Origin of the sequence: Streptomyces cyaneofuscatus, assembly GCF_000718135.1 — a bacterium.
Classification (GTDB): domain Bacteria; phylum Actinomycetota; class Actinomycetes; order Streptomycetales; family Streptomycetaceae; genus Streptomyces; species Streptomyces cyaneofuscatus.
Genome location: NZ_JOEM01000013.1, coordinates 231294 through 253827, shown reverse-complemented (window position 1 = coordinate 253827; position 22534 = coordinate 231294). Strand labels below are relative to the sequence as shown.

At 72.8% G+C, this 22534-nt stretch carries 19 protein-coding genes; 6 read left to right on the top strand and 13 right to left on the bottom strand.

What is annotated here, in order from left to right:
- Positions 1-105 precede the first annotated feature (105 nt).
- Positions 106-768 carry a hypothetical protein gene (locus IF17_RS0122365; protein ID WP_030568670.1) on the top strand — a complete coding sequence of 221 codons (663 nt, stop codon included), beginning with the start codon at positions 106-108 and terminating at the stop codon, positions 766-768.
- Between the two features lie 212 nt (positions 769-980).
- Here the strand turns inward: IF17_RS0122365 and IF17_RS0122360 are convergent, their stop codons facing one another.
- Both IF17_RS0122360 and IF17_RS0122355 read right to left on the bottom strand, forming a co-directional pair.
- Positions 981-1784, bottom strand: coding sequence for an HNH endonuclease family protein (locus tag IF17_RS0122360; RefSeq protein WP_030568669.1), 804 nt, complete (start codon positions 1782-1784; stop codon positions 981-983).
- Positions 1785-2001: 217 nt separating this feature from the next.
- The gene (locus IF17_RS0122355; RefSeq protein ID WP_030568668.1) at positions 2002-2310 is read right to left on the bottom strand and encodes an ArsR/SmtB family transcription factor; all 309 of its coding nucleotides are present in this window, start codon (positions 2308-2310) and stop codon (positions 2002-2004) included.
- A gap of 61 nt (positions 2311-2371) precedes the next feature.
- Here IF17_RS0122355 and IF17_RS0122350 point away from each other — a divergent pair, with 61 nt between their 5' ends.
- The gene (locus IF17_RS0122350; protein WP_032772400.1) at positions 2372-3364 is read left to right on the top strand and encodes a zinc-binding dehydrogenase; all 993 of its coding nucleotides are present in this window, start codon (positions 2372-2374) and stop codon (positions 3362-3364) included.
- A 52-nt stretch (positions 3365-3416) separates the two neighbouring features.
- On the opposite strand, the gene IF17_RS0122345 is transcribed toward IF17_RS0122350, so the two are convergent.
- Positions 3417-4289, bottom strand: a complete 873-nt coding sequence (locus IF17_RS0122345; RefSeq protein ID WP_030568666.1) for an SCO6745 family protein — start codon at positions 4287-4289, stop codon at positions 3417-3419.
- Between the two features lie 103 nt (positions 4290-4392).
- Here IF17_RS0122345 and IF17_RS0122340 point away from each other — a divergent pair, with 103 nt between their 5' ends.
- Positions 4393-4998 (top strand): TetR/AcrR family transcriptional regulator, encoded by a 606-nt coding sequence (locus IF17_RS0122340; RefSeq protein ID WP_030568664.1) that lies wholly within the window; start codon positions 4393-4395, stop codon positions 4996-4998.
- A 137-nt stretch (positions 4999-5135) separates the two neighbouring features.
- Complete coding sequence (locus IF17_RS0122335) at positions 5136-6011, top strand: nucleotidyltransferase domain-containing protein (protein ID WP_051884090.1); 876 nt, start codon at positions 5136-5138, stop codon at positions 6009-6011.
- A gap of 21 nt (positions 6012-6032) precedes the next feature.
- Here the strand turns inward: IF17_RS0122335 and IF17_RS0122330 are convergent, their stop codons facing one another.
- A complete protein-coding gene (locus IF17_RS0122330; protein WP_030568660.1) occupies positions 6033-6656 on the bottom strand; it encodes an SMI1/KNR4 family protein in 624 nt (207 codons plus the stop codon).
- Positions 6657-6755: 99 nt separating this feature from the next.
- Positions 6756-10289 carry a transcription-repair coupling factor gene (gene mfd, locus IF17_RS0122325; RefSeq protein WP_030568658.1) on the bottom strand — a complete coding sequence of 1178 codons (3534 nt, stop codon included), beginning with the start codon at positions 10287-10289 and terminating at the stop codon, positions 6756-6758.
- 517 nt (positions 10290-10806) lie between these two features.
- Here mfd and IF17_RS0122320 point away from each other — a divergent pair.
- Entirely contained in the window at positions 10807-11802 is a 996-nt protein-coding gene (locus tag IF17_RS0122320) for a helix-turn-helix transcriptional regulator (RefSeq protein ID WP_078615994.1), read from the top strand.
- A 48-nt stretch (positions 11803-11850) separates the two neighbouring features.
- On the opposite strand, the gene IF17_RS0122315 is transcribed toward IF17_RS0122320, so the two are convergent.
- Both IF17_RS0122315 and IF17_RS0122310 read right to left on the bottom strand, forming a co-directional pair.
- Entirely contained in the window at positions 11851-12114 is a 264-nt protein-coding gene (locus IF17_RS0122315) for a hypothetical protein (protein WP_030568654.1), read from the bottom strand.
- Entirely contained in the window at positions 12111-13460 is a 1350-nt protein-coding gene (locus IF17_RS0122310) for an amidohydrolase (RefSeq protein WP_209437777.1), read from the bottom strand. Before IF17_RS0122310 ends, IF17_RS0122315 begins: the two co-directional genes overlap by 4 nt.
- Positions 13461-13654: 194 nt before the next feature.
- On the opposite strand from IF17_RS0122310, the gene IF17_RS0122305 reads away from it, so the two are divergent.
- On the top strand, positions 13655-13831 hold the full coding sequence (locus tag IF17_RS0122305; protein ID WP_018515646.1) for a thiazolylpeptide-type bacteriocin: 177 nt from the start codon (positions 13655-13657) through the stop codon (positions 13829-13831).
- 80 nt (positions 13832-13911) lie between these two features.
- Here the strand turns inward: IF17_RS0122305 and IF17_RS0122300 are convergent, their stop codons facing one another.
- From IF17_RS0122300 to IF17_RS0122275, 6 genes are read right to left on the bottom strand one after another with little or no spacing between them, the layout of a single operon-like run.
- A complete protein-coding gene (locus IF17_RS0122300) occupies positions 13912-15858 on the bottom strand; it encodes a TOMM precursor leader peptide-binding protein (protein ID WP_030568650.1) in 1947 nt (648 codons plus the stop codon).
- Positions 15855-16610, bottom strand: a complete 756-nt coding sequence (locus tag IF17_RS0122295) for an ABC transporter permease (RefSeq protein ID WP_030568648.1) — start codon at positions 16608-16610, stop codon at positions 15855-15857. The genes IF17_RS0122300 and IF17_RS0122295 overlap by 4 nt, the downstream gene beginning before the upstream one ends.
- Positions 16611-16663: 53 nt before the next feature.
- The gene (locus IF17_RS0122290; RefSeq protein WP_030568647.1) at positions 16664-17623 is read right to left on the bottom strand and encodes an ABC transporter ATP-binding protein; all 960 of its coding nucleotides are present in this window, start codon (positions 17621-17623) and stop codon (positions 16664-16666) included.
- Positions 17624-17664: 41 nt separating this feature from the next.
- Positions 17665-18768 carry a site-2 protease family protein gene (locus IF17_RS0122285; protein WP_030568646.1) on the bottom strand — a complete coding sequence of 368 codons (1104 nt, stop codon included), beginning with the start codon at positions 18766-18768 and terminating at the stop codon, positions 17665-17667.
- Positions 18765-19826, bottom strand: a complete 1062-nt coding sequence (locus IF17_RS0122280; protein WP_030568645.1) for a lantibiotic dehydratase C-terminal domain-containing protein — start codon at positions 19824-19826, stop codon at positions 18765-18767. The genes IF17_RS0122285 and IF17_RS0122280 overlap by 4 nt, the downstream gene beginning before the upstream one ends.
- The gene (locus IF17_RS0122275; protein ID WP_030568644.1) at positions 19823-22534 is read right to left on the bottom strand and encodes a lantibiotic dehydratase; all 2712 of its coding nucleotides are present in this window, start codon (positions 22532-22534) and stop codon (positions 19823-19825) included. The genes IF17_RS0122280 and IF17_RS0122275 overlap by 4 nt, the downstream gene beginning before the upstream one ends.

Sequence of the window (22534 nt, the reverse complement as noted above, 5' to 3'; positions counted from 1 at the left end):
GGGAACCGTGAGGTGTCCATGCCGCGTCCCCACCCGTGACTTCGTACGCATGGCTTCGTACGCCGTGACGTCGTACCCGTGCACCACACCATGAGGAGCAGCACCATGAGCCAGCCAGGCAGCACGCCGTCCCGCCCCCGGAGAGGAGCCGGGTGTCTGCAGAGCCTGTTGGTGCTCGCGGTGATTCTCGGCCTGGGCTACGGCGCGTCCAAGGTCTTCGGTGACAAGGACTCCTCCTCGTCCTCCTCGTCCTCGTCCCCCTCCTCCGCCTCGGACGGCAAGGGCGGTTCGTGGGAGGTCGGCGACTGCGGAGGGCCGGACCCGGAGAACAAGCCGGACGGCTACCGCGCGTTCGACTGCGACGACGCCGGGGCAACCTTCGAGGCGCTGGAGATCAAGAGCGCGAGCATCATGCCCAACGCGATCCAGTGCCCGGCCGGGACGGACCTGATCATCCAGGTCTCCCGGGTCTTCGGCTCCGGCGACGACAAGAAGAGCAGCGGCATCCCCACCAACACCGTCTGCGGCCGGAACCTGACCGGTGACCACCCCGGCGACGCGGGTGCCGGCGGCGGGCAGCTGGTGAAGGGCGACTGCATCACGTCGACCGCCAAGGAGATCGCCTGCGCGTCGGCCGGGTCGGACGCCTTCAAGGTGCTGGCCCTGGTCGAGGACAAGAAGGAGTGCCCGGCGGCGACCACGGAGCCGATGCAGCTGATGATGGCGATGGGCCGGCCGTACAACGTGATCTGCGGCGGCAAGGTCTAGGACGTGTCCGGCGGATCAGGGCCGGATAGGCCGCGGCGTCCGGTGCGGTGCATCGCAAGGCGCTGGAACGTCCTCATCGCGGAGCGATTCGGGCGTTTCGGCAACGCCGCGAGGTGCCGTGCCAGACGTCGCGGACCCGGTCAAGATCCGCCGGACACGCCCTGGGCATCATCCTGCGGGACCACGGACCGTGGTCCCGCAGTACGGCCGGCTCATCCCCCGCACTGGGCGAGCATGGCCTGCTTGTCCGAGGCGGTGACCGGGAGGTCGTACTTCAGCGAGACCTGGGCGAACCGCACCGCGTACGAGCAGCGGACCGGCTTGTACGGCGGCAGCCAGGCGGCCGGTCCGGAGTCGCGCTTGGCGCTGTTGGCCGGGCCGTCGACCGGGAGAAGGTTGAGCGGGTCGTTGGCGATCTGCTGCCGCTTGGTCTCGTTCCAGCGGGCGGCGCCCATCTGCCAGTTGTAGGAGAGCGGCATCACGTGGTCGATCTGCACCTCGGTCGCCCGCTGCTTGCGCCAGTCGATGGACTTGCCGGTGTAGGGGTCCTTGAGCTTCAGCGAGACGACGACGCAGTTGGAGCCGGAGCGGTGCTCTATGTCCTTGCCGTCGCGGGCGAGGAGGTCGTTGCGGGTGTCGCAGCCGTTCCGGGCGAGCGGGATGCCGTCGATCCCGTCCTTCCACGCGGACCCGAACTTGCTCCGCTCGTAGCCGGTCTTGGGGCCGCGCCCCTTGGTGGCGACCTTCTCGATGATCTTGCGGGCGGCGGCCCGGTCGGCGTCGCCGGTGAGGGGGGCCAGGCCCGGCTTCGTACCGTCGGGGTTGTCCAGTGGGCTGACCCCGAACCCCTTGGCGGACTGCGCCCCGCCCCCGTTCGCACCGCCGCTGGCGCTGCCGCTCGTGCTGCCGCCGCTCTCCGCAGCGAGGTCGTCGGGGTCGCAGCCGGCCAGGGCGAGCACGACGAGGGCGCTGAGGGCGGGGAGGGCCGCGGCTCGGTACGTACGGGGAGATATCACGTGAAGCCATCCTGACGGGGAGAAAGCCGAACGCTCAGAATCTTATGGGCGTCTTCCCCGTCAGGGGCGGTTCCATGACTCCGCTTCAGCAGACGGCGCTCCGGCCCGAACGGCACGGCGTCCGAACGGCACGGGATCCGGGCGGCACGGGATCCGGGCGGCACGGCACCTGGGCGGCACGGGGTCTGGGCGGCACGGGGTCTGGGCAGCGCCAGATCTAGAACACGTCGCGCAGGGTGTCCAGGAGGCGGGCGATGTTCGTCTCGTCGCGGCGGTAGTAGGTCCACTTGCCCCGTCGGGTGGCGACCACCAGCCCTGCTTGCCGCAGCATCGCGAGATACTGCGAGGTGGTCGACTGCCCCAGGCCGGCGCGCTGCTGGATGTCGGTCACGCAGACGCCGATCCCGACGTCGTCCGGCTTCTGGCCGGGGAAGCTCATCGGCTCCTTGAGCCAGACAAGCATCTGGCGCCGGGCGGGGTTGGACAGGGCCCGAAACACAGCCAGCAACTCCGCCTCCGAGAACATGCGACGATCGTAACGCACTGACATATTGATAATTCACGATATCTAGATCTAAGGTTGTCGCATGTCGACCTCGATGCGTGTGATGCAACTGGTCCGCTTCGGTGGCGCGGAGGACGCGTTCGCCGCCCGGGAGCTGCCGAGACCCACTCCCGGCCCCGGCCAGGTGCTGGTGCGGGTGCTGGCCACGTCCGTGAACCCTCTCGACCTGCAGACCCGGCGCGGCGACTACCGCGACCAGGTGGCGCTGCCGGCGGTGATCGGCAACGACGTGTCCGGGGTGGTGGTCGGGACCGGCCCCGGGGCGGACGACTTCCGGCCGGGCGACGAGGTCTGGTATCTGGCGCCGGTGCTCGTCGGGCAAGGGACGTACGCCGAGTTCCACGTGGTCGACCAGGCCCTGGTCGCCCGCAAGCCCGCAGGGCTGTCGCACACGGAGGCCGCCGGTCTCGCGCTCGTGGGTGTGACGGCGTGGGAGGCGCTGGTCGAACGAGCGGGGGTGAAGGCCGGGGAACGGGTCCTGGTGCACGGCGGAGCGGGCGGGGTCGGCTCGGCCGCCATCCAGGTCGCCCACGCGCTGGGAGCCGAGGTGGTGACCACCGCGCGGGCGAAGGACCACGAATTCGTCACCGGGCTGGGAGCCGACACCGTGATCGACTTCTCAGCCGGTGACTATGTTCCGCAGGTCCGTGATCTGGGCGGGGTGAACGTCGTGCTGGACACCGTGGGCAGGGACACCTTGACCCGCAGCCCGGAGGTCCTCGTCGACCGAGGCCGCGTGGTGTCCATCGTGGACACCCCCGAACCGCAGAACCTGCTCGCCGCGTGGGGCGTGAACGCGACCTACCACTTCCTCTTCGTCAGCCCCGGCCGGGCGAAGCTCGAAGCCCTCGACCGGCTGGTCGACCAGGGCGGACTCCGGCCGGACATCGGCGCGGTGCTCCCGCTGGGCGACATCGCGGAGGCGCACACGCTGCTGGAGGGCGGTTCCGTCGGCGAGGGCCGCCGACGTCCACGCGGCAAGATCGCCATCGCCGTGCAGCCCGAGCTCGGATGAACCACACGCGCGCCCCCCTCCCCCGCATGGGGGCACACCTTTCCCGCGCACGTCATACCTTGCCGATGCCAAGGGTGTTCTCGCCGGGCAGCAGCCCCGAGCCGATGGTCTCCAGCCACGGCTCCCCCAGCAGCTCCGCGAGCCGCACGCGCCCCTCCTCCCCCAGGGCCCGCCACGGCGCGGCGGCCTCCTCGTCGGTGCGCAGCTCCACCTTCGCGCGCAGCTCGCGCCCGGCCCCCGTGGCCGTACCGTCCGCCGCCAGCAGCCCGCGCTCCTGGAGCCGCCGCCGGGCCGCGCCCCACTCCTCCTCGCCCCACCCACGGCTCGCGAAGACCTCGGGGCGGGCGGCGCCGACCGCCGCGAAGGAGACCAGCGACTCGACCGGGTCGAGGCCGGCCGCTCCGAGCGCGGCGATGTGCCCGTCGCCCCGGTGCTCGCGCAGGACGGTCGCCGCGTGCCAGAGCGTCAGGTGCGGGGCGTCCGGCCAGGGCAGGGCGGAGTTGGCGGGGCCGAGGCCGCCGAGGACACCTGAGGTCACCGCCTCCGCCGCCCGGCGCGCCAGCGCGGCGGCCTCCGCGAACCCGGTGCCCTCCACCCGCCGGTCCCCGAACAGCGCCCGGTAGGCCCGGTCGACCGCCCGGAGACGGGCCGCGAGGACGGCCTCGGGCGGGGCGGTCTCCCAGCTCGCCGGTACGTACCGCGCCACCGTCGCCGGGGCGAAGCTGTGGAATGCCCGAACCACCTCCTCCGCGCCCGCCGCACCGAGCGGGGCCGCGCGCCACGCGAAGTAGCTCGCCCAGCGCTCCTCGGTGTCGTACCCCAGCGCTGCGGCCTCCTCGAAGGCGGCGGGGGCGTAGTACAGGACGGCGTGCAGGGGCTCCAGGAGGTGCCACATCTGCCGCACGCGGGACGCTTCTCCGGTCATGGTCTCCGCCTCAGCTCGAATCTTTCCAGTGACTAGATCGAATCCTCAGCATGCGCACACCACCACAACTTGTCAATGGCTAGATCCTGGCTAGGGTGGCGCCATGAGCAACAGTAGGAGCAGTGGCAGCGAGCACGAGCGCACCTACCACCACGGCGACCTGCGGCGCGCCATCCTCGCCGCCGCCCTGGACGTCATCGCCGCGAACGGTCCGGCCGCCCTGAGCCTGCGTGACCTGGCCCGCCGGGCCGGTGTCTCGCACGCCGCTCCCGCGCACCACTTCAAGGACCGCACGGGCCTGCTGACCGCCGTGGCCGCCGAGGGGTACGCCCTGTTCGCCGACGCCCTGGCCGGGGCGCCGGACCTGCGGGAGCGGGGCGTGGCGTACGTACGGTTCGCGGCGACGCACCCCGCGCACTTCCAGGTGATGTTCCAGCCGGACCTCTACCGCGCCGACGATCCGGAGCTGCTCGCCGCCAAGGCGCGGGCGACCGAGGCGCTGCGCGCGGGCGTGGCGGACCTCCCGCCGGGCGGCCGGGGCGAGGACGACCGCCTCGCGGGGGTGGCCGCCTGGTCCCTGGCGCACGGCTTCGCGACCCTGCTGCTCAGCGGCAACCTGGCGGACGCGACGGAGGGCCGGGAGCCGGAGGCGGTCTTCCGGTCCCTCACGGGCCTGATCTTCACTCCGGAATACCGCCGCGACGGCTGACGGACCCCTCCCCTAGGCTGCCCCTCATGGGCGTTTCCTGAGCGACGAACGAGGTCCCGCACCGGGACCGTGAGCCGCCCGGCATCGGCTGCCGGGCCTCGTTCGTATGCCCACCCACCCACTCGGGAGACCCGGCCATGCCGCACGCACGCCCCGCCCGCACACCCCGCACCGCCTTCCCCTCTCGTACGCCCCTGCCCGCCGAGGCCCTGAACCGCCGCATCGAGCTGCTGCGCTCGACGGCCGAGGCCGACCACCGGATCGAGGGCGTCCTCCTCTACGGCTCCTGGACGCTCGGCGAGGCCGATGCCCACTCGGACCTGGACGCGTGCCTGTACGTACGCGAGGAGGACGCCGACGCCTTCGACGGGCGGGAGTTCGTGGAGCGGCTGGCCCCGCTGAAGCTCGCGTACACGAACATGTACGGCATCCTCGCCGTGGTCTTCGACGACCTGATGCGCGGCGAGTTCCATGTGGAGCCCACCGGCCCCGGCGTCGCCGAGATCGCCACCTGGCGCGGCCAGGTCCACTTCCCCCGCCCCGAAGCCGCCGTCCTCCTCGACCGCTCCGGCCACCTCACCGCCGCCGCCCGCGACCTGGCCACCTTGCGCCCGCCGGATCCCGCCACCACCGCCCAGCAGCTCACCGACGAACTGGCCAACTGGACCCTGATGCTGGCCCACATCCAGGCCCGGGGCGAGACAGCCCGCGCCCACAACCTGCTGCACGCCGTCATCGCCCCGCTCCAACTGAAGCTCTGCCGCCTGCTGCGCGGCTCGACGACCCACTGGCTCACCCCGAGCCGCGCCTTGGAGGCGGACCTGCCGGCCGAGGACGTCGAGCGGTACGCCACGACGACCGGCGCCCTGACCCCTGACGCCCTCCGCACAGCGGCCGCGAACAGCTGGCGGTGGAGCCGCGAGTTGGCGGCCGAGGCGGCGGACCGATGGGACACGCGGCTGCCGCTGGAGCTGCACGAGGAGATCGCGGTGGCCCTGTCCCCGGCGGAGTGACCTCAGCTGTTCTCGGGCGGCTCAGGACGTGAACCAGGAGCTGCCCTGCGCCCAGTGGGCCACCCACCCCGCGAAACCGGGCGTGCCCGGCATCAGGGAGGTGCCCGGCCGGGTGCCGAAGGGTATCGCGCCGTTCTCGTCGATCAGCCAGACGTGACCGCGCTGTGGGCCGGTGGTGATCAAGTGCCAGTACATGCCGCAGCCGTCGGTGCCCAACAGTAGGGAACCGTGGTCGAACACGGAGTCCACCCGGGCCTCGAACTCCTGATCCGGCAACTCCCTCTCTGAGTACTCCCGCTCCGACAACTCCTCCTCGCGCTGCTCCTCCTCCGCCTCCCACAGCCATGCCTCCGTGAGCGGAAAAGGCTCGGCGAGCAGGCGCTCAGGGCGGCCCGAGCCCCAGTCCGAGGGCGTTTCCGCGAGGGGCAGCAGACCGTAGTAGGGCGGTCCCGCGCGCAGTCCGTCACAGATCTCCGCCACGAACGTGCGGTACGGCTCCGGGAGCACGGTGCCGTGCTCCGCCTCGAAGGACCGCACCGCCTCCCAACCGGTCGGCGGCACCGCCTCCGGATGGGACGCGAAGATCTCGCGGAGGGCGGCCGCCTCCGATGGGGCGCAGGTTTCCGTGTTCATGCCGGTCATCATGCAAGATCTGGGAGAACGGCGCGCAGCCCCTCCGACCGAGACGCATCGGGCCCCGCCGGTCAGCCCGGCGGGGCCCGTTCGTTCACGCAGCACTCGGGCCTACGACCCCAGGATCGTCGTCAGGAACTCCCCCGTCCACGACAGCAGTTCGCGGCCCACCACCGGCTTGCCGCCGATCCTGCCCGTCGTCGGGCGCGGGACCAGGATCTGGTGGGCGGCCGGCTTGATGATCGTCTTGGGGTGCAGGCGCTTCAGGCGGAGTTCCTGGGACTCGCGCAGCTCCACCGGGGCGAAGCGGATGTTGGAGCCCTGGAGGACGATCTCGCCGACTCCGCAGGCGCGGGCCAGCATGCGCAGGCCGGCGACCAGGAGGAGGTTCTCGACCGGTTCGGGCAGGGGGCCGTAGCGGTCGGTCAGCTCCTCGCGGACCGCGCGGATGTCGTCCTCCGAGGTGGCCTGGGCGATCGCGCGGTACGCCTGGAGGCGCAGGCGCTCGCCGGGGGCGTAGTCGTGCGGGACGTGCGCGTCGACCGGGAGCTCGATCTTGACCTCCAGCGGGGGCTCCTCCTCCACGGAGCCGTCCATCTGGGCCCGGTAGTCGGCGACCGCCTCGCCGACCATGCGGATGTACAGGTCGAAGCCGACGCCCGCGATGTGGCCGGACTGCTCGCCGCCCAGCAGGTTGCCCGCGCCTCGGATCTCCAGGTCCTTCATCGCCACGTACATGCCCGCGCCCATCTCCGTGTGCTGGGCGATCGTCGCCAGGCGTTCGTGGGCCGTCTCCGTCAGGGGCTTCTCGGGGGGGTACAAGAAGTAGGCGTAGCCTCGGTCTCGGCCTCGGCCCACCCGGCCGCGCAGCTGGTGGAGCTGGGAGAGGCCGAAGTTGTCGCCGCGCTCCACGATGAGGGTGTTGGCGTTGGAGATGTCGATGCCGGATTCCACGATCGTCGTGGAGACCAGGACGTCGAACTTCTTCTCCCAGAAGTCCACCACCACCTGTTCCAGGGCCTGTTCGGACATCTGGCCGTGGGCTGTCGCGATCCGTGCCTCCGGGACGATCTCGCGGAGGCGGGCGGCCGCCCGGTCGATGGACTCGACCCGGTTGTGGATGTAGAAGACCTGGCCCTCGCGCAGGAGTTCACGGCGGATCGCCGCGCCGATCTGCTTCTCCTCGTACGGGCCGACGAAGGTCAGCACCGGGTGGCGCTCCTCCGGCGGGGTGGTGATCGTGGACATCTCGCGGATGCCGGTGACCGCCATTTCGAGCGTACGGGGGATGGGCGTCGCGGACATCGTGAGGACGTCGACGTTGGCGCGGAGCTTCTTCAGCTGCTCCTTGTGCTCGACGCCGAACCGCTGCTCCTCGTCCACGATGACCAGGCCCAGGTCCTTGAACTTCGTGTCGGCGGAGAAGAGGCGGTGGGTGCCGATGACCAGGTCGACCGAGCCGTCCTTCAGGCCCGCGAGGGTTGCCTTGGATTCCGTTTCGGACTGGAAGCGGCTCAGGGCGCGGACGTTGACCGGGAATTGCGCGTACCGCTCGGTGAACGTGCCGTAGTGCTGCTGGACCAGGAGGGTCGTGGGGACCAGCACCGCCACCTGCTTGCCGTCCTGCACCGCCTTGAACGCCGCCCGGACCGCGATCTCCGTCTTGCCGTAGCCGACGTCACCGCAGATCAACCGGTCCATCGGGACCGTCTTCTCCATGTCCTCCTTGACCTCGGCGATCGTGGAGAGCTGGTCGGGCGTCTCCGCGTACGGGAACGCGTCCTCCAGCTCCCGCTGCCACGGGGTGTCGGGGGCGAAGGAGTGGCCGGGGGCCGCCATCCGGGCCGAGTACAGCTTGATCAGGTCGGCGGCGATCTCCTTGACCGCCTTCTTCGCCCGCTGCTTGGTCTTCGTCCAGTCGGCGCCGCCGAGCCGGTGCAGGGTCGGGGCCTCGCCGCCCACGTACTTGGTGACCTGCTCCAGCTGGTCGGTCGGGATGTAGAGCCGGTCGCCGGGCTGGCCGCGCTTGGCGGGGGCGTACTCGACCAGCAGGTATTCGCGGGTCGCGCCCTGGACCGTGCGCTGCACCATCTCCACGTACCGGCCCACACCGTGCTGCTCGTGGACGATGTAGTCGCCCGCCTCCAGCGTCAGCGGGTCGATCGTCTTCCTGCGGCGGGCCGGCATCCGGCCCAGGTCCTTCGTGGCGGTGCGCTGGCCGGTCAGGTCCGTCTCGGTGAGCACCGCCAGCTTCAGCGCCGGGTCCACGAAGCCCTGGTCGATCGCCCCGCAGGAGACGTGGACCACGGAAGGGGCGATCTCGGTGAGGTCCGGGACGAAGCGGGCCGCGATGCCCTCGCCGCCCAGCACCTCGACCGTACGGGTGGCGAGGCCCTGGCCCTCGGTGACGTACACCGTGCGCCAGCCGTCGGCCAGCCACCCCTTCGTGTCGGCGAGCGCCCGGGCGGTGTCGCCCCGGTACGCCTCCGGGGCGTGCATCGACAGCTTGAGCGTGTCCTCGTCGTGGTCGGCGTCGTCGGCGGCGAACGGGGAGGTCGACCACCACATCATCCCCAGCTCACGGGCCCGGTCCCGGACGTCCGCGATGCTCCGCAGCGAGGCGGCGCCCACGTCGATCGGGGCCTCGCCGCCGCCCGCCGTCGCCGCCCACGACGCCTGGAGGAACTCCTGACTCGTCGCGACCAGGTCGGACGCCCGGGTCCGCACCCGCTCCGGGTCGCAGACCAGCGCCATCGACCCCTCGGGCAGGACGTCGAGCAGCAGCTCCATGTCGTCCACCAGGACCGGGGCCAGCGACTCCATGCCCTCGACCGCGATGCCCTCCGCGATCTTGCCGAGCAGCTCGCCCAGCTCCGGGTGCGCCTCGGCGAGGGCCGCCGCCCGCTCCCGTACCTCGTCGGTCAGCAGCAGCTCACGGCAGGGCGGCGCCCACAGGCCGTGCGCGGCGACCTCCAGGGACCGCTGGTCGGCGATCTTGAAGTACCGGATCTCCTCGACGTCGTCGCCCCAGAACTCCACCCGAAGGGGGTGCTCCTCGGTCGGCGGGAAGACGTCCAGGATCCCTCCGCGTACGGCGAACTCGCCCCGCTTCTCCACCAGCTCCACCCGGGCGTACGCGGCGGCCGCCAGCGCGTCCACCACCTCCCCCAGGTCCGCACTCTGCCCGCTGGTGAGCGATACCGGCTCCAGCTCGCCGAGCCCCTTGACCTGCGGTTGCAGCACGGAACGGACCGGCGCGACGACCACCGAGACCGGGCCCGTCTCCGGGTCGTCCGCGCGCGGGTGCGCCAGGCGCCGCAGCACGGCGAGGCGGCGGCCCACGGTGTCCGAGCGCGGCGAGAGGCGCTCGTGCGGCAGGGTCTCCCAGGACGGGAACTCCGCCACCGTGTCCGGCGGCAGCAGCGTCCGCAGCGCGGCGGCCAGGTCCTCGGCCTCCCGGCCCGTCGCGGTGACGGCCAGCACGGTGCGGCCGGTCTGCCGGGCCAGCGCGGCCACGGCGAACGGCCGGGCACCGGGCGGACCCACCAGGTCGACATGCATGCGGTGGCCGTCGGCGGCGGCCTTCACCGCCTCGGCGATCGCCGGGTCCGTCACGACGACATCCAGCAGACCGTGCAAGCTCATAGGGGCATCCGTCCGGGTCATGAGGTGGTGAGGTGTGGCCGGCAGCCGGCAGCCGGCTGCCGCGGCCGGGGGCAACGCGAAGAGCCCGACGCGTGGGACGAGCCGGGGGTTCCAGACTACGACCCACCGGTGACAGTCGCTCCCGCAGCCGGGGTGGAGCCGGTGTACCGGGCGGGCCGCGCGGGGAGGCTCCCCAGGTGCCCGTTCGGTCAACCCCGGCGGGTGCGGGCGGTACCGGTCCGGGGCCGTCCGTCGTACCACCGCCACCGCTCACCGCCGGTCACCCGCCGTTCATCTCCGTACGGCACACAGTTCTGTCCGGGGGCCTCACAGGAGTGACCCCAGCGTCTAGTCTGTGGCCGACCATGGCACGAACGGTTTCCGACGGTTCACCGGCGCAGACACGGTTCCACCAGTTCCACCGGCCGCGGCAGCGGGCGGCGACCGGCTCCGCAGGGCGACCCCCCGCGGTGCACGGACCCAAGCGGACACCAGGTATCGGGTATCGGGGGCGTACGTGGGCGAGAACGAGATGGCGGTTTTCGGGGTCTCCGATGCCGAGGAGGAGATCTACCGCCACTTCCTGCGCAACCCCTCCACCGCCGCCGACGACCTCCACCTCCTGCTCCACACCGAGCCCGGGCAGGCCCGCGCCCGGATCGACCGGCTCCGGGAGCTGGGCCTCCTGCGGGTGGAGGACGACGGCCGCCGGATAGCGCCCGAGGACCCCGAGACCGCCCTCTCCCGCCTGGTCGACCTGCGGCTCCACGCGCTCCACCAGGAGCTGCAGCGCGTCACCCGGTCGCGGCACGTCATTGACGGTCTACGCGCGGAGCAGGGGGCCCGTACGCCGCCTCCGCAGGGCATCGAGCAGCTGGAGGGGCTCACCCAGATCCGCAACCGGATCGACGACCTCGCCTTCTTCGCCCGGGACGAGATCCTCTCCGTGGAGCCCTATACCCGGCTCTCCCCGGAGAACATCGCCCGCTCCAGACCGCTGGACCTGCGCTGCCTCAGACGCGGCGTCCGGATCCGCAACGTCGTCTCCAGCGTCGCCCTCCAGGACCCGCCGACCGCCGCCTATCTGCGCGAGCTGTCCGAGCACGGCGCCTCGATCCGCGTCACGGCGGACACCACCGAACGGCTCCTCGTCTACGACCGCCGCGCCGCCCTCGTCCCGCTGGACCCCCGCGACACCTCCCGGGGCGCGCTGCTCGCCCACCGCAGCGGGCTCGTCTCCAACATCATCGCGCTGTTCGAGAAGATCTGGGACCAGGCCGAGGAGCTGGCCCTCGCGGGCGGTGGGAGCGGCGCGGACCGCGAAGGGCTCTCCGCCATGGAGCGGCGGGTGCTGGTGGCGATGTGCACGGTCGGCAAGGACGAGGCCGGGGCCCGGGAGCTGGGGGTGTCCGTACGGACCTACCGGCGGCACGTCGCCGAGCTGATGCAGACCCTCGGCGCCGCCAGCCGGGCCCAGGCCGCGCTGCTGGCCCGGGAGCGCGGCTGGATCTGACCGCACAGGGGCGCCACCGTGGACCGCACAGGAGCGCCACAGCAGTGGTCAGAACTCCTCCGTCCAGCCCCGCAGCGCCGTGTCCGCCAGGACGCACGAGACCGCCCGCCGCACCGCCGGGGCGTCCGTCGACCCGGCCAGCTCGATCCGCAGCACCACCCGGTCCTGGCCCACCTCCGGGTGGCAGCACCAGTGGCCGGGGAGCAGCCCCAGGAGCCGTACGACGGTGGTCCAGCCGGTCGGGGCGGCCCGGTCCCGGCGTACGAGGACGACGGCGGCGACCCCGGTCCGTCCGGGCGGACCCGGCGTCATGATGCGGCCTCCCCGCCGCCGCCCGGGACGGTCTCCCCGCTCCCGCCCAGCACGTGCCGGGCCGCCGCCGCCAGGGCCGTGATCCCGGTGGGCAGGGCGGTGCGTACGTCGGGGGCGAAGCCGGGGGCGTGGTTCGGGTCCACGGGGGCGCCCCCGGCCCGGGCCGCACGCCACTGGCGCACGCCCGTGGTGCCGAGCAGCCAGTACGCCGTCGGCGCCCCGCCCGCCGCGAAGTGCGGGAAGTCCTCGGTGGCCGTCGCGGGAGCGGCGTCCAGCACCCGGGCCGCGCCGAGGGCCCCCTCATGGGCGCGGCGGACCGCCGCCGTCAGCGCCGGGTCGGGGAGCAGGGCGGGCGAGCGGGCCGTCACCGTGAGCTCCGGCTCGCGCGGGGCGCCCGCCGCGGCGGCCTGGGCCCGTACGACGCGGGTCGCGGCGGCCAGCAGGCGGTCGAACGCTGACTCGGTGAACGCCCTTACGGTGAGGGAGAGTTCGGCGGTGTCCGGGGTGATGTTGCCGCGCTCGCCGGCCCGCACCGAGCCCACGGTGAGCACGGCCTGTTCGGCGGGTGCGGTCGCGTGCGCCGCCACCGACTGGAGACCGAGCACGGTGGCGGCGGCCATCAGGACCGGGTCGACGGTGAGGTGCGGGGTCGCCGCGTGGCCGCCCCGGCCGTGGAGGGTGACGTCGACCGCGATGCTGCCCGCCATCAGGGGCGCCCCGCCCTGCGCGTGGGCCACGGTGCCGGCGGGAAGCGGGGCCGCGTGCTGGGCGAGGACCGCGTCCGGGGTGCCGAACCGCTCGTACAGGCGGCCGTCCTCCAGCATCGGCCGGGCCCCGCTCAGCGTCTCCTCGGCGGGCTGGCCCACCACGAGGAGCGTGCCGCGCCAGCTGTCCCGGTCCGCGGCGAGGAGGGCCACCGCCCCGGTCACCGCCGCGATGTGCAGGTCGTGGCCGCAGGCGTGCATGACCCCGGGGGTGGTGCTCGCGTACGGCAGGCCGGTGGCCTCGGTGACGGGGAGCGCGTCGAGTTCGGTGCGCAGGAGCACGGTGGGGCCGGGGCCGTTGCGCAGGACGCCGACGAGGCCGTGGCCGCCGCCGACCGCGCGGGTGACCGCGAGGCCGTGGTCGGCCAGGCGGGCGGCGAGGAGGTCCGCGGTGCGGTGCTCGTGGCCGGAGAGTTCGGGGTGGGCGTGGAGGTCCAGGTAGAGGGCGAGGGCGGACCTGAGCAGCGGGCGCGGCAGAGGCATGGCCCCTAGGGCCCCCATCGCCTCTTCGCCCGTCCCTTCGCGCCCGTCGCCGTCCGTGACCTTCGCCGTGTTCGCCGTTGTGACCACTTCGCACCTCATCCCATGTCCCCTCTCGACGAGCCTGATCCGTACGGCTGTCAGAGGCCCTGCCGTCCCGCTGTCATCCGGTGCCAGCGAAGTGACAGCGAAAGCGCGGCCGATCTGACAGCGGCCACCCCTCCAATGGGTTCAGGACCGGGGACACCGGGCCGGAACCACCGGCCGTCGGTCCCCACGAGACCAGGGAGAACACCATGGCCCCCAAGACCGAGCTCGCCACCCTCGCCGACGAGATCCTGGAGCTGGAGTCGGAGACCTTCGAGATCTCGGACTACTCCGACGCGGTGGAGGTCGTCCTCGCCGGTTCCACGTCCTCCTCCTCGACCTCCACCTGCTCCAGCACCACCAGCACCACCTCCTGCAGCGCCTGACGCCCGTTCCCAGGCCGCGCTCGTACGCCGGCCCCCTCCGTCGGTCGGAGGGGGCTGACGTGCGTCCGGCGCGGAGCCGGTCACGGGAACGGGTGCGGGACGGCCTTGATCTCCGCCTCCGGCAGGTCGTCCGCCCGCCGCCCGGCCGCCCGCAGCGCGGTCCGCAGCCGGGGCATGTGCAGGGCCCGCTGCCGGGTCCAGCCGAAGTCCAGCGGCAGCAGGCCCGGGACGGTGGTGGAGACGGTGTGCAGGCCCATCCGGTGCTGCTCGGGGGTCGTCTGGTCGACGGCGATGACGTCGTATCCGGCGCCCGTCAACTGGTCGCGCAGGCACCGCAGATCGTCCAGCAGGTCGCCCGTGCGCGGTCGTAGTGGCTGCCAATCGGCGAACACCTCCGCCGGCGGGAGGACGGCCTCCGGCTCCAGGTACTCGGCCGCGTGCCGCACCATCGACGGCAGCCCGTACAGCTGGGCGTGGTCCTTGAGGTGCAGGACCTTGCTGAAGTCCCGCTCCATCGCCTCCAGTTCGGTGCGGCGCTCCGCCACCTGGTAGGGCAGGTGCGGGATGTAGGTGAGGACCTCCGAGAGGGCCGCCTCCACCGTGTCCGCCGGGTCGAAGCCGGCCGCCGCGCTGAAGGAGAGCGTGCCGTGGCCGCCGTCGCGCCGGACCGCGAGGGCGGTGACGACGGGGACGGCCAGATCCATCCGCGTATCGAAGGCGTGGACGTCGTAGCCGTGCAGGGCGGCCCGGTCGAGCATCGAGCGGACGGCGGGGGTGGTCGCGGTGGTGAGGTCGATCGCGGTGAGGCGGGCGCGGCCGTACCAGGCGAGCAGGAACGCGTCCCGCTCGACGAGTTCGAGAAGACCGAAGAGGATCGCCTCCTCCAAACTGCCGCCGGTGGCACAGCCGTTGGAGCACTCGAAGACGAAGTTGTCGGCGTCGACCCCGGCGCTGTAGTGCGCGAGCCGGGCCGGGACGAGGACCGGGCGGTCGTCGCGCAGGGAGTGGCCCCAGACCCAGGGGATCGCGCGGTCCGGGTCGAAGGGGCTGACCAGGGGATCGGAGGCATACGTCTCGGGGGCGTAGAAGCCGCAGTCGGCGGGGTTGAGGGCCTGGCCGGACAGGTTGCGGTAGCTGTCGACGACCGGGGATGTGCCGCGTCGGCGATGGGTGCCCGCGTACCGCTCCAGGCCCTCCAGGTAGGCGAGGGTGCGGCTGGTGGCGTACCGGTTGGCCTGGCCGCTCCAGGTGACGTCGTTGAGACCGGCGTACCCGCGGACGAAGTGGGTCCCGGCCACGGGTGCGGTGGTGGTGGAGGCGGGGTTGATCCAGGTGTCCGAACCGAGCGCCCCGCACACGGGGTTGGCGAGGGCGGCGGTCGGCAGGGGGTAGGAGCCGAGCGTACGGAGGCGGTAGCCGTCGGGGTCCGGTTTGGGGGTCGGGCCCAGCTCCATCCGGGCAGCGTCCGCCGTATCGGGGACCTCGGACACGCAGGCGGGGCAGAGGGGTTCGGGGAGCAGGGGGAAGGTGGCCGTGGCGAGGGTGGCGAGGTCCATGCGGGTCACCTGGGGGAGCGCGCGGTCGGCGGGGGTGGCGTCGGGATGGGCGGGCCCTCCCCGGATGACGGCCTGGTACGTCGCCCAGACCGCGTCCACCGCGTACGGCGTGAGCACCGGCCAGTGCACGGCCCCCCGCGGCTCGTGGCCCAGCTCCAGCGCCTCCCGCTCGGACCGGCTGCGCAGCCGCTGCCACCGCATCGCGAGGCACTGCCCGCAGGCGGCGCCCAAGGGCCCGCCGCCCCAGGGGCCGATCAGGACGGCCCGGGAGGTGAGCTGCACGTTGGCGGCGGGCCGGGTGTCGGCGTACGGGTCCGGGTGCCCGAAGCCGAGGGTGTCGGCGGCCCCGAGCGGGACGACGTACGGGGCGGGGAGGGAGCGGCCGGGGCAGCCGGAATAGCGGGCCGACAGCGCGGCCTGGAGCTGGGCGCGAGCCACGTCGAGGGGGGTCGAAGCCGTGGCCGTCGTCATGTCTTGTCGCTCCAGCGGAAGGTCTTCAGCGCCACCGCGCCGAGGACGAGGGCGAATCCGGCGAGCACCGCGCAGGCGACGCCGATGTCCGTCAGGGTGCCGCCGCCGGTCAGCGCGCCGGACACCCCGTCGTTGAGGTAGCGCAGCGGCAGGACGCGGGAGAGGCTCTGCATCCACTGCGGCATGGCGTCCAGCGGGAAGAACGAGCCGGACAGGAACGCCATGGGAATCATCAGGCAGTTGGCGACGGCGGCGACCGCCTCCGGGGTCTTCGCGTAGCTGCCGACGATGACGCCCAGCGCGAGGAACGCGGTGATCCCGAGCACCAGCACCGGTAGCGCGAGCGGCCAGCGGCCGTCCAGCTGGAGGCCGAAGGAGGGGAGCAGGGCCACGGCGACGAACAGAACCGCCTGTACGGCTCCGATGGCGAGCGCCAGCACATAGCGGGAGGCGAGCACGGCGGAGACGGGCGTGGGCGTCATCCGGATCAGCCGGAGGATGTCGTCGCGCCGCCACTGCATGAGGACGAAGCCGACGCCGAAGACGGCGGCGTTGCCGACGCCCCAGGAAAGGACGCCGGGCGCGATGTAGTTGATGTAGGGCTTGCCGCTCTCCTCGACGGTCTGGCCGTGGAAGATCAGGCCGAAGACGACGAGGAAGATCAGGGGGAAGGCGAAGGTGAAGAAGAGGGTGGTGCGGTCGCGGGTGTAGGCCCGGTATCCGGCCTGGCTCAGCGCGGTGTAGGCGCTCATGGGGGTGTCTCCGTATCGGCGGTTCGGTACGACAGGGCTGGTTCTCGACGGAGTTACGGCTGCGGAGTCCCCGTGCCGGTCAGCGCCAGGTACACGTCCTCCAGGCTCGCCGTCCTGGTCTGTACGCCCTGGAGCCCGGCGATCTCGTCGACGGCCGCGAGCACCTGGCCCGAGGCGAGGGTCTCCAGCACGATCGAGCCGCCCTCCTCGGTGACCCGGTCCACGCCCGGGATGGCGCGGGCCCGGTCGGCCGTGAGGCGGTCGGCCGGGACCAGGAGCCGGGTGGTGGGGCTGGAGGCGGCGATGAGCCGGCCGGGGCTGTCGAGCGCCGCCACCTTGCCGTCCACCATGATGGCGACCCGGTCGCAGAGCGCCTCGGCCTCGTCCAGGTGGTGGGTGGTGTAGACGATGGTGCGGCCGGCGCCCTTGAGGTCGCGGAGCACCTGCCACAGGGAGCGGCGGGCCTGCGGGTCGAGGGCCGCGGTCGGCTCGTCCAGGAAGATCAGCTCGGGGTCGTGGACGAGGGCGGAGGCGATGGCGAGCCGCTGCCGCTGGCCGCCGGAGAGGTCGTCCACCCGGGTGGCGCCCTGCTCGGTGAGGCCGACGGAGGCGAGGGCCCGTTCGGCGGCGGCCGCGTCGCACCGGTAGAGGGCGGCCATGGTGACCAGGTGCTCGCGGGCGGTCAGCCGGACGAAGAACGCGGAGCTCTGCGTCTGCACGCCGAGCCGGGGCAGCAGGGCGGTGTTGCGCGGCCAGGGGCTCTCCCCCAGGACCGTCACCGTCCCGGAGTCGGCGCGCCGCTGCCCCTCCATGATCTCGACGAGCGTGGTCTTGCCCGCCCCGTTGGGCCCGAGCAGCCCGAAGAACTCCCCGCGTCCCACGGTCAGCGAGACCCCGTCGACGGCCCTGGTCGTGCCGTACGTCTTGTGGACGTCGGTCAGGGCGACGGCGGCGGGCTCGGCGGACGTCCCGGGAGGGGGGTCGTGCGGGGTGTGGGGGGCGGTGGACGTCATGGCACTCTCCTTGAGGGGGAACGACGGGGCCGTCAGCGGGATCAGGCCGTCAGCAGATGATGGGCGCCCGCGGCGACCGCCGCGACCAGAGCGGCGAGAACCAGCACCGTCCCCAACACATAGGCGGGGTAGGCGATACGGGCCCGGCGGGGATACGCGGCCGCCTCCGGTGAGCGGCGCAGCACGAGCCGCAGATAGCCGCCGGCGGAGGCGGCGAGACCGGTGGCCCCGGCGAGCTGGCTCGCGACCTTGTACCCGTCGAGCGGCGGCAGCGGTACGAGCATCGCGAACGCCTGCACGCTGCCGAGGAGCAGCAGCGCGGCGAGCGCCTCGTGCGTGGCGTCGTCCAGCGGGGCGAAGAGCCACAGAGCACAGAACGGGAGCAGGAAGAGCAGGTTCATCACCGCGCCCGCGACCGCTGTGGCTATGCGGTGCCAACGGCTGCTGACATAGAGGTAGTTGTCGACCGTGCAGTACATGATGACGACGGGCAGCCGCCACCGCAGCCCGATCTCCGCGACCCGCCCGCCGTAGTGCCGGGCCACCACGCCGTGGGCGAGTTCATGGAGGGCGGTGCTCGTCCAGAGCAGGATCGCCGTGCCGGTCAGCAGGACGGGGTTGGCGAACAAATCGCGTACCGCGATGAGCAGTTCGCCGGACCGGGCGACGACGACCGCCTCCATCGCGACGATCAGCACCAGCAGCGGCACCATCGCCCAGGGTGCGAGCAGGAAGCCGAGGGCCCGGTGGAGGCGGGCGGTGGTGGCGTCCGCGTCGGCCACCAGGGGGAGGGTGCCGCGCAGGAGGGTGCGGGGCTCCGGCGCTACAACAGGGGCTTCCGGCACGGGCGTTCCGGTCAGCAGCCCCTTGGTCCCGAGCATCGTGAGGATCTGCTGCCAGTGCGCGTCCCCCAGCCGCCGCCCGTACTCCCCCGCGTACTCCTCCCCGATCTCCGCGAGGCTCCGCGCGCCGTCCATCCGGGCGATGAGGAAGTGCTCCTTCGCGCCGACCTTGAAGGAGTTGCCGGTGTCGGTGTCCTTGATCAGGTGGACGGTGGCGGGCCCGTCCAGGAGAGGGTCGCTGAGCAGGACCCGGGGTCGCAGGGCGGGCCGGTAGGAGGCGGGCGCCCCGGAAGACGCGCTCATACGGACTCCCCCGCGTGCCCCTCTGCGGACTCCTTGAGGACCCGGCCCAGAACATGGCTGAGATACGCCTCGTCCCGGATGGTGACGTGCAGCCGGTTGTTGGTCATATGCAGGTACGGGGAGAGCAGCAGCGGCAGCGCCACCGCCGGATCGGTGACCTGCTCGTCCCGCTCGCCGTCCCAGGACCGGAAGACCAGGTCCCCGTCGACGGCCAGCCTCCGCGCCCGGTCCCGGAGTTCGGCGCAGTGTTCGGCCCACCCGGCCAGCGACCCGGGGAGCGAACGCGCACTGCCGGGCGGGGCGGTGGCGGCCCGGATGCGGGTGAAGCGGTCCCGCAGGCCGTCCGCCGTACGGGCGTAGTTCCGGTCGTACTCGTCCGTACCGATGAAGCCGGTGCCGGGGAAGGCGCGGTGCCAGAACGCGTAATAGCTGTCCAGGTACTCCGTCAGCTCCGCCCGCTCCGGCAGGAACGTCGACGCCATCACCATCATCAGCTGGGCCGAGGTGCCGAGGAGAACCGTGCGCAGATGGAGGTTCTTGGTGGCGAACGCGTCGATCACCAGGTCACTGGAGTGCCGGAAGTGCCACTCGGCCAGCTCGATCCCGGCCGGGCCGCCGTACTTCCCGAACTCCGGCTCGTACGCCTCCCGGTGGCGGGAGTTGTTGGGGCGCAGGTTCATCCGGCCCTGCTCGTCCATGTAGTGGCCGCGCTCGCTGCCGGGGAACTCGATCTCGAAGAGCGTGTTGTAGAAGTCGTTGAGGAACCCGGAGTCGACCTCGTACAGCGCGGGCCGCTCCGCGAGGAAGGCGTCCACGGCCTGCTCGGTGCGGCGGGCCACCTCGGGTTCGGCGTCGGGTGAGGACGGCTTGAGGCGGAGGCGTACGTGGGGGCCCTCCAGCCAGTAGTTGATGAAGAAGTACCCGGCGAGCAGCCCGTCCGCCTCCAGCTCCGCGACCAGCGGGCGGACGCAGTGGAGGAGGAAGGGGCGGGGGTTGGCGGCGTAGAAGACGTGGGTGGCCTGCCAGGCGCCGGTCATTTCTGCCGTGAGCGGGGTCATGGGGTCCTCCTGCGGACGGGTACGGCCGTCTCCACGGCCAGTTCGGCGACATGGCGGCCGTGGCCGGAGACGGTGTGCAGGGCGTCCTCGTCGGGCAGCGCCTCCCGGAACACCACTCGGGCCTCCGGGGTCTTGATCAGGGCCTCGAAGGCCGACAGGGAGAGCGGGCTGTCGAAGTCGAGGTACTGCGGCTTGGCCCCGGTCGCGCCCCGGGCCCCGGAGTCGGACACGGTCGCGAAGACCCGGTCGGGCAGCCCGTGGTCACGCCGGAACGCGTGCCAGTCCAGGAACCAGCCGTCCTCCGTCCTGTCCGCGCCCGGCCGGTGCAGCGGCAGCGCGGTGGCCGGGGCGCTCCAGCTGCGCCGGCTGAGGACCAGCGAGCCGTGCCGCACCCGGGGCCGCGTGGTGACCCCGTCCGCGTCCGGCGCGCCCTCCGGGACCCCGGCCCACACGTTGAGCGGGGCCATGGAGGTCGGGGAGAGGAGGAGCAGGGTGCGGGGCAGCTCGGGGAGGGCGAGGGGGACGAGGTAGCCGAGGTAGACGGGGATCACCTCGCGGTCCAGGCGGGCCGAGCGCAGGACCAGCCGGTCGGCGTCCGGGTCGTGGACGAGGTGGAGGTCGTCCAGTGAGATCCTGAACTGCGGCTCCAGCGTGCCGCGTTCGCCGGGGCAGACGATCTCGTACGGGGTCAGCCGGCCGTGCAGGTTGAGGTTGCTGGTGACCGGCCCGCCGGTGACCTCGGCCAGCACCGCCCCCTCGGGCACGATCGCCTCGGCGCCCGCGAAGAGCCGCTCGTCGAGCCCGTCGAAGAGCTGGGTGAACCGGCTGAAGGGGAACGAGACCCCGCCGTAGGACCGGTTCAGGACGACGAGCGGGTCGCCGGGGCGGTCGGCGATCTGGAGGTGGTGGCTCATCGGGGCGAAGTCCGGCGCGAGGCAGCGCAGTTCGGCGGCCACCTCGGCCAGGAACGCCTCGTCCACCCGCACCTCGGCCGCCCCGGGCCCCGCCGCCTCCGCCAGCGCGGCCATCCTGGCGGTGAAGGTGCGGCGGGCGGTGTCGAGGGCGCGGAGGCGTTCCAGGCCGAGCCAGTTCACCTCCGGTACGTAGGTGCCGTCCGCGTCGTACGGGGTGCGGGTGGCGGTGAACGTCATGTACTGGTCGAAGAAGTCCTCGTGAAAGTCGTGGACCAGCTTCAGGAGGTCGTCGCACCGGCCCCCGCGCCCGTACCGCGCGAGGAAGAAGCCGGCGAAGGTGATCCGCTGCGGCAGCGTGAGGTCGAAGGCGGGCAGCACGCGCTCGACGGCGGCCAGCGGCCCGGCCGCCAGCTCCCGCCAGGCGTCGGGGTCGAACGCCGTCTCCCCGCCCGCCGCCGCGTCCTCGTACAGCAACGTCTGCGGCACCTTCGCCCGGTCCGCCCCCAGCTCCTCCTCCTGGACCGCCCGCAGCTCCGCCCGCAACGAGCTCAGCAGCTCGCGTCGCTCGTCCGGCGAGGCGTCCGCGAACCGCTCGACGCAGCGGGCGGGTGCGGTCAGCCGGTCCGCGAGCCGGTCGGCCCAGGGGCGCTCCAGACCCCGCAGCGCCCCCTGGAACGCCCGCAGCGGGTCGGTGTCGTGCACCTCGGTCCGCAGGCACGGCACCTGGACCATGCCGACGTCCAGCAGCGCCCCGAGGTACTGCTCGCACTCCTCGCGCGCGGCCCCCTGGTCCCGGGCCAGCCACTCCACGAGGTCCCCGTACCGCAGCCCGCTCCCGCCCCGCTCCTCGAAGAGGGTGAGCAGGCGGTCCAGGGTGCCGCTGCGCCGCAGGAAGAACAGCCGGTCCTTCACCGCGTCGAAGGTGACAGCGGTGTCGTCGTCGCCGGCCGTGACCCACCGCCGCACGTACCGCACCCGGTCGTCGTCGCGGCCCCACCCCGAGGCGGGGGCGACCGGCAGATCGGCGCGCCGGGACGGGTCCGCGATCACGGCGTCGGCGAGGCGGCCCAGCGCGACGACGTTGAGCCGGGCCTGCGCGCGCCACTCCTCGTCCACGCGGAGCCGCAGCCCGTCGGAGCCGGTGAGCGAGCCGAGTGCGACGCCGGTGAAGGTGGAGAACGGGCTCGTCTTGCACGCCGTCCGGTACACGTAACTCATCAGCGACCGCTCGATCTTGCGCTGCTTCTTGTCGGGCCGGGAGCCGGCCTGCGAGGTCTGCCTCCGGTACGCGTCGAGCTGGGCGTCCAGCGCCGGGGAGGCGAGCAGGAGGGCCCGGCGCAGGCGTTCGTGACCGGCGAGTTCGCGCAGGGCCGCGCGGCTGCGGCCGGTCTCGGCGGCGAGCAGTGCCGCCCCCGCCGCGCGCCGCTCGTCCAGCGCGCGGCGGCCGGTCAGCCAGTCGGCGAGGGTGGAGGCGGCGGCCGGGTCCAGTTCCCGTACCCGTGCGAGGGCACGGTCGGCCGTATCCGGCGCGGGCAGACGGCCGTTGAAGATGTCGCGACGCAGCTTCAGCAGGGCCCGACGCAGCGGTTCGTCGTCGCTGCCGCCGATCAGGTCGTGCAGCCGGTCACCGGCCTTCTCCGCGAGCAGCCGCAACTGGGCGTCCCCGTCGAGGACTTCATCCGCCCAGCGGCGGCTCTCGGGGCAGCGCAGCCCTTGCACGCTCTCGACCGGCAGCCCGGCGACCCGGGCCATGAACGCGGGCCGGATCATTGAGTGGTTGGCGTTGTCGCTCAT

Coding starts and splice junctions, on each gene's coding strand:
- IF17_RS0122305 (WP_018515646.1), top strand. CDS start 13,655: ATGGCCCCCAAGACCGAGCTCGCCACCCTCGCCGACGAGATCCTGGAG.
- IF17_RS0122295 (WP_030568648.1), bottom strand. CDS start 16,610: ATGAGCGCCTACACCGCGCTGAGCCAGGCCGGATACCGGGCCTACACC.
- IF17_RS0122335 (WP_051884090.1), top strand. CDS start 5,136: ATGCCGCACGCACGCCCCGCCCGCACACCCCGCACCGCCTTCCCCTCT.
- IF17_RS0122300 (WP_030568650.1), bottom strand. CDS start 15,858: ATGACGACGGCCACGGCTTCGACCCCCCTCGACGTGGCTCGCGCCCAG.
- IF17_RS0122315 (WP_030568654.1), bottom strand. CDS start 12,114: ATGACGCCGGGTCCGCCCGGACGGACCGGGGTCGCCGCCGTCGTCCTC.
- IF17_RS0122365 (WP_030568670.1), top strand. CDS start 106: ATGAGCCAGCCAGGCAGCACGCCGTCCCGCCCCCGGAGAGGAGCCGGG.
- IF17_RS0122345 (WP_030568666.1), bottom strand. CDS start 4,289: ATGACCGGAGAAGCGTCCCGCGTGCGGCAGATGTGGCACCTCCTGGAG.
- IF17_RS0122275 (WP_030568644.1), bottom strand. CDS start 22,534: ATGAGCGACAACGCCAACCACTCAATGATCCGGCCCGCGTTCATGGCC.
- IF17_RS0122285 (WP_030568646.1), bottom strand. CDS start 18,768: ATGAGCGCGTCTTCCGGGGCGCCCGCCTCCTACCGGCCCGCCCTGCGA.
- IF17_RS0122290 (WP_030568647.1), bottom strand. CDS start 17,623: ATGACGTCCACCGCCCCCCACACCCCGCACGACCCCCCTCCCGGGACG.
- mfd (WP_030568658.1), bottom strand. CDS start 10,289: ATGAGCTTGCACGGTCTGCTGGATGTCGTCGTGACGGACCCGGCGATC.
- IF17_RS0122330 (WP_030568660.1), bottom strand. CDS start 6,656: ATGATGACCGGCATGAACACGGAAACCTGCGCCCCATCGGAGGCGGCC.
- IF17_RS0122280 (WP_030568645.1), bottom strand. CDS start 19,826: ATGACCCCGCTCACGGCAGAAATGACCGGCGCCTGGCAGGCCACCCAC.
- IF17_RS0122310 (WP_209437777.1), bottom strand. CDS start 13,460: ATGAGGTGCGAAGTGGTCACAACGGCGAACACGGCGAAGGTCACGGAC.
- IF17_RS0122340 (WP_030568664.1), top strand. CDS start 4,393: ATGAGCAACAGTAGGAGCAGTGGCAGCGAGCACGAGCGCACCTACCAC.
- IF17_RS0122350 (WP_032772400.1), top strand. CDS start 2,372: ATGTCGACCTCGATGCGTGTGATGCAACTGGTCCGCTTCGGTGGCGCG.
- IF17_RS0122355 (WP_030568668.1), bottom strand. CDS start 2,310: ATGTTCTCGGAGGCGGAGTTGCTGGCTGTGTTTCGGGCCCTGTCCAAC.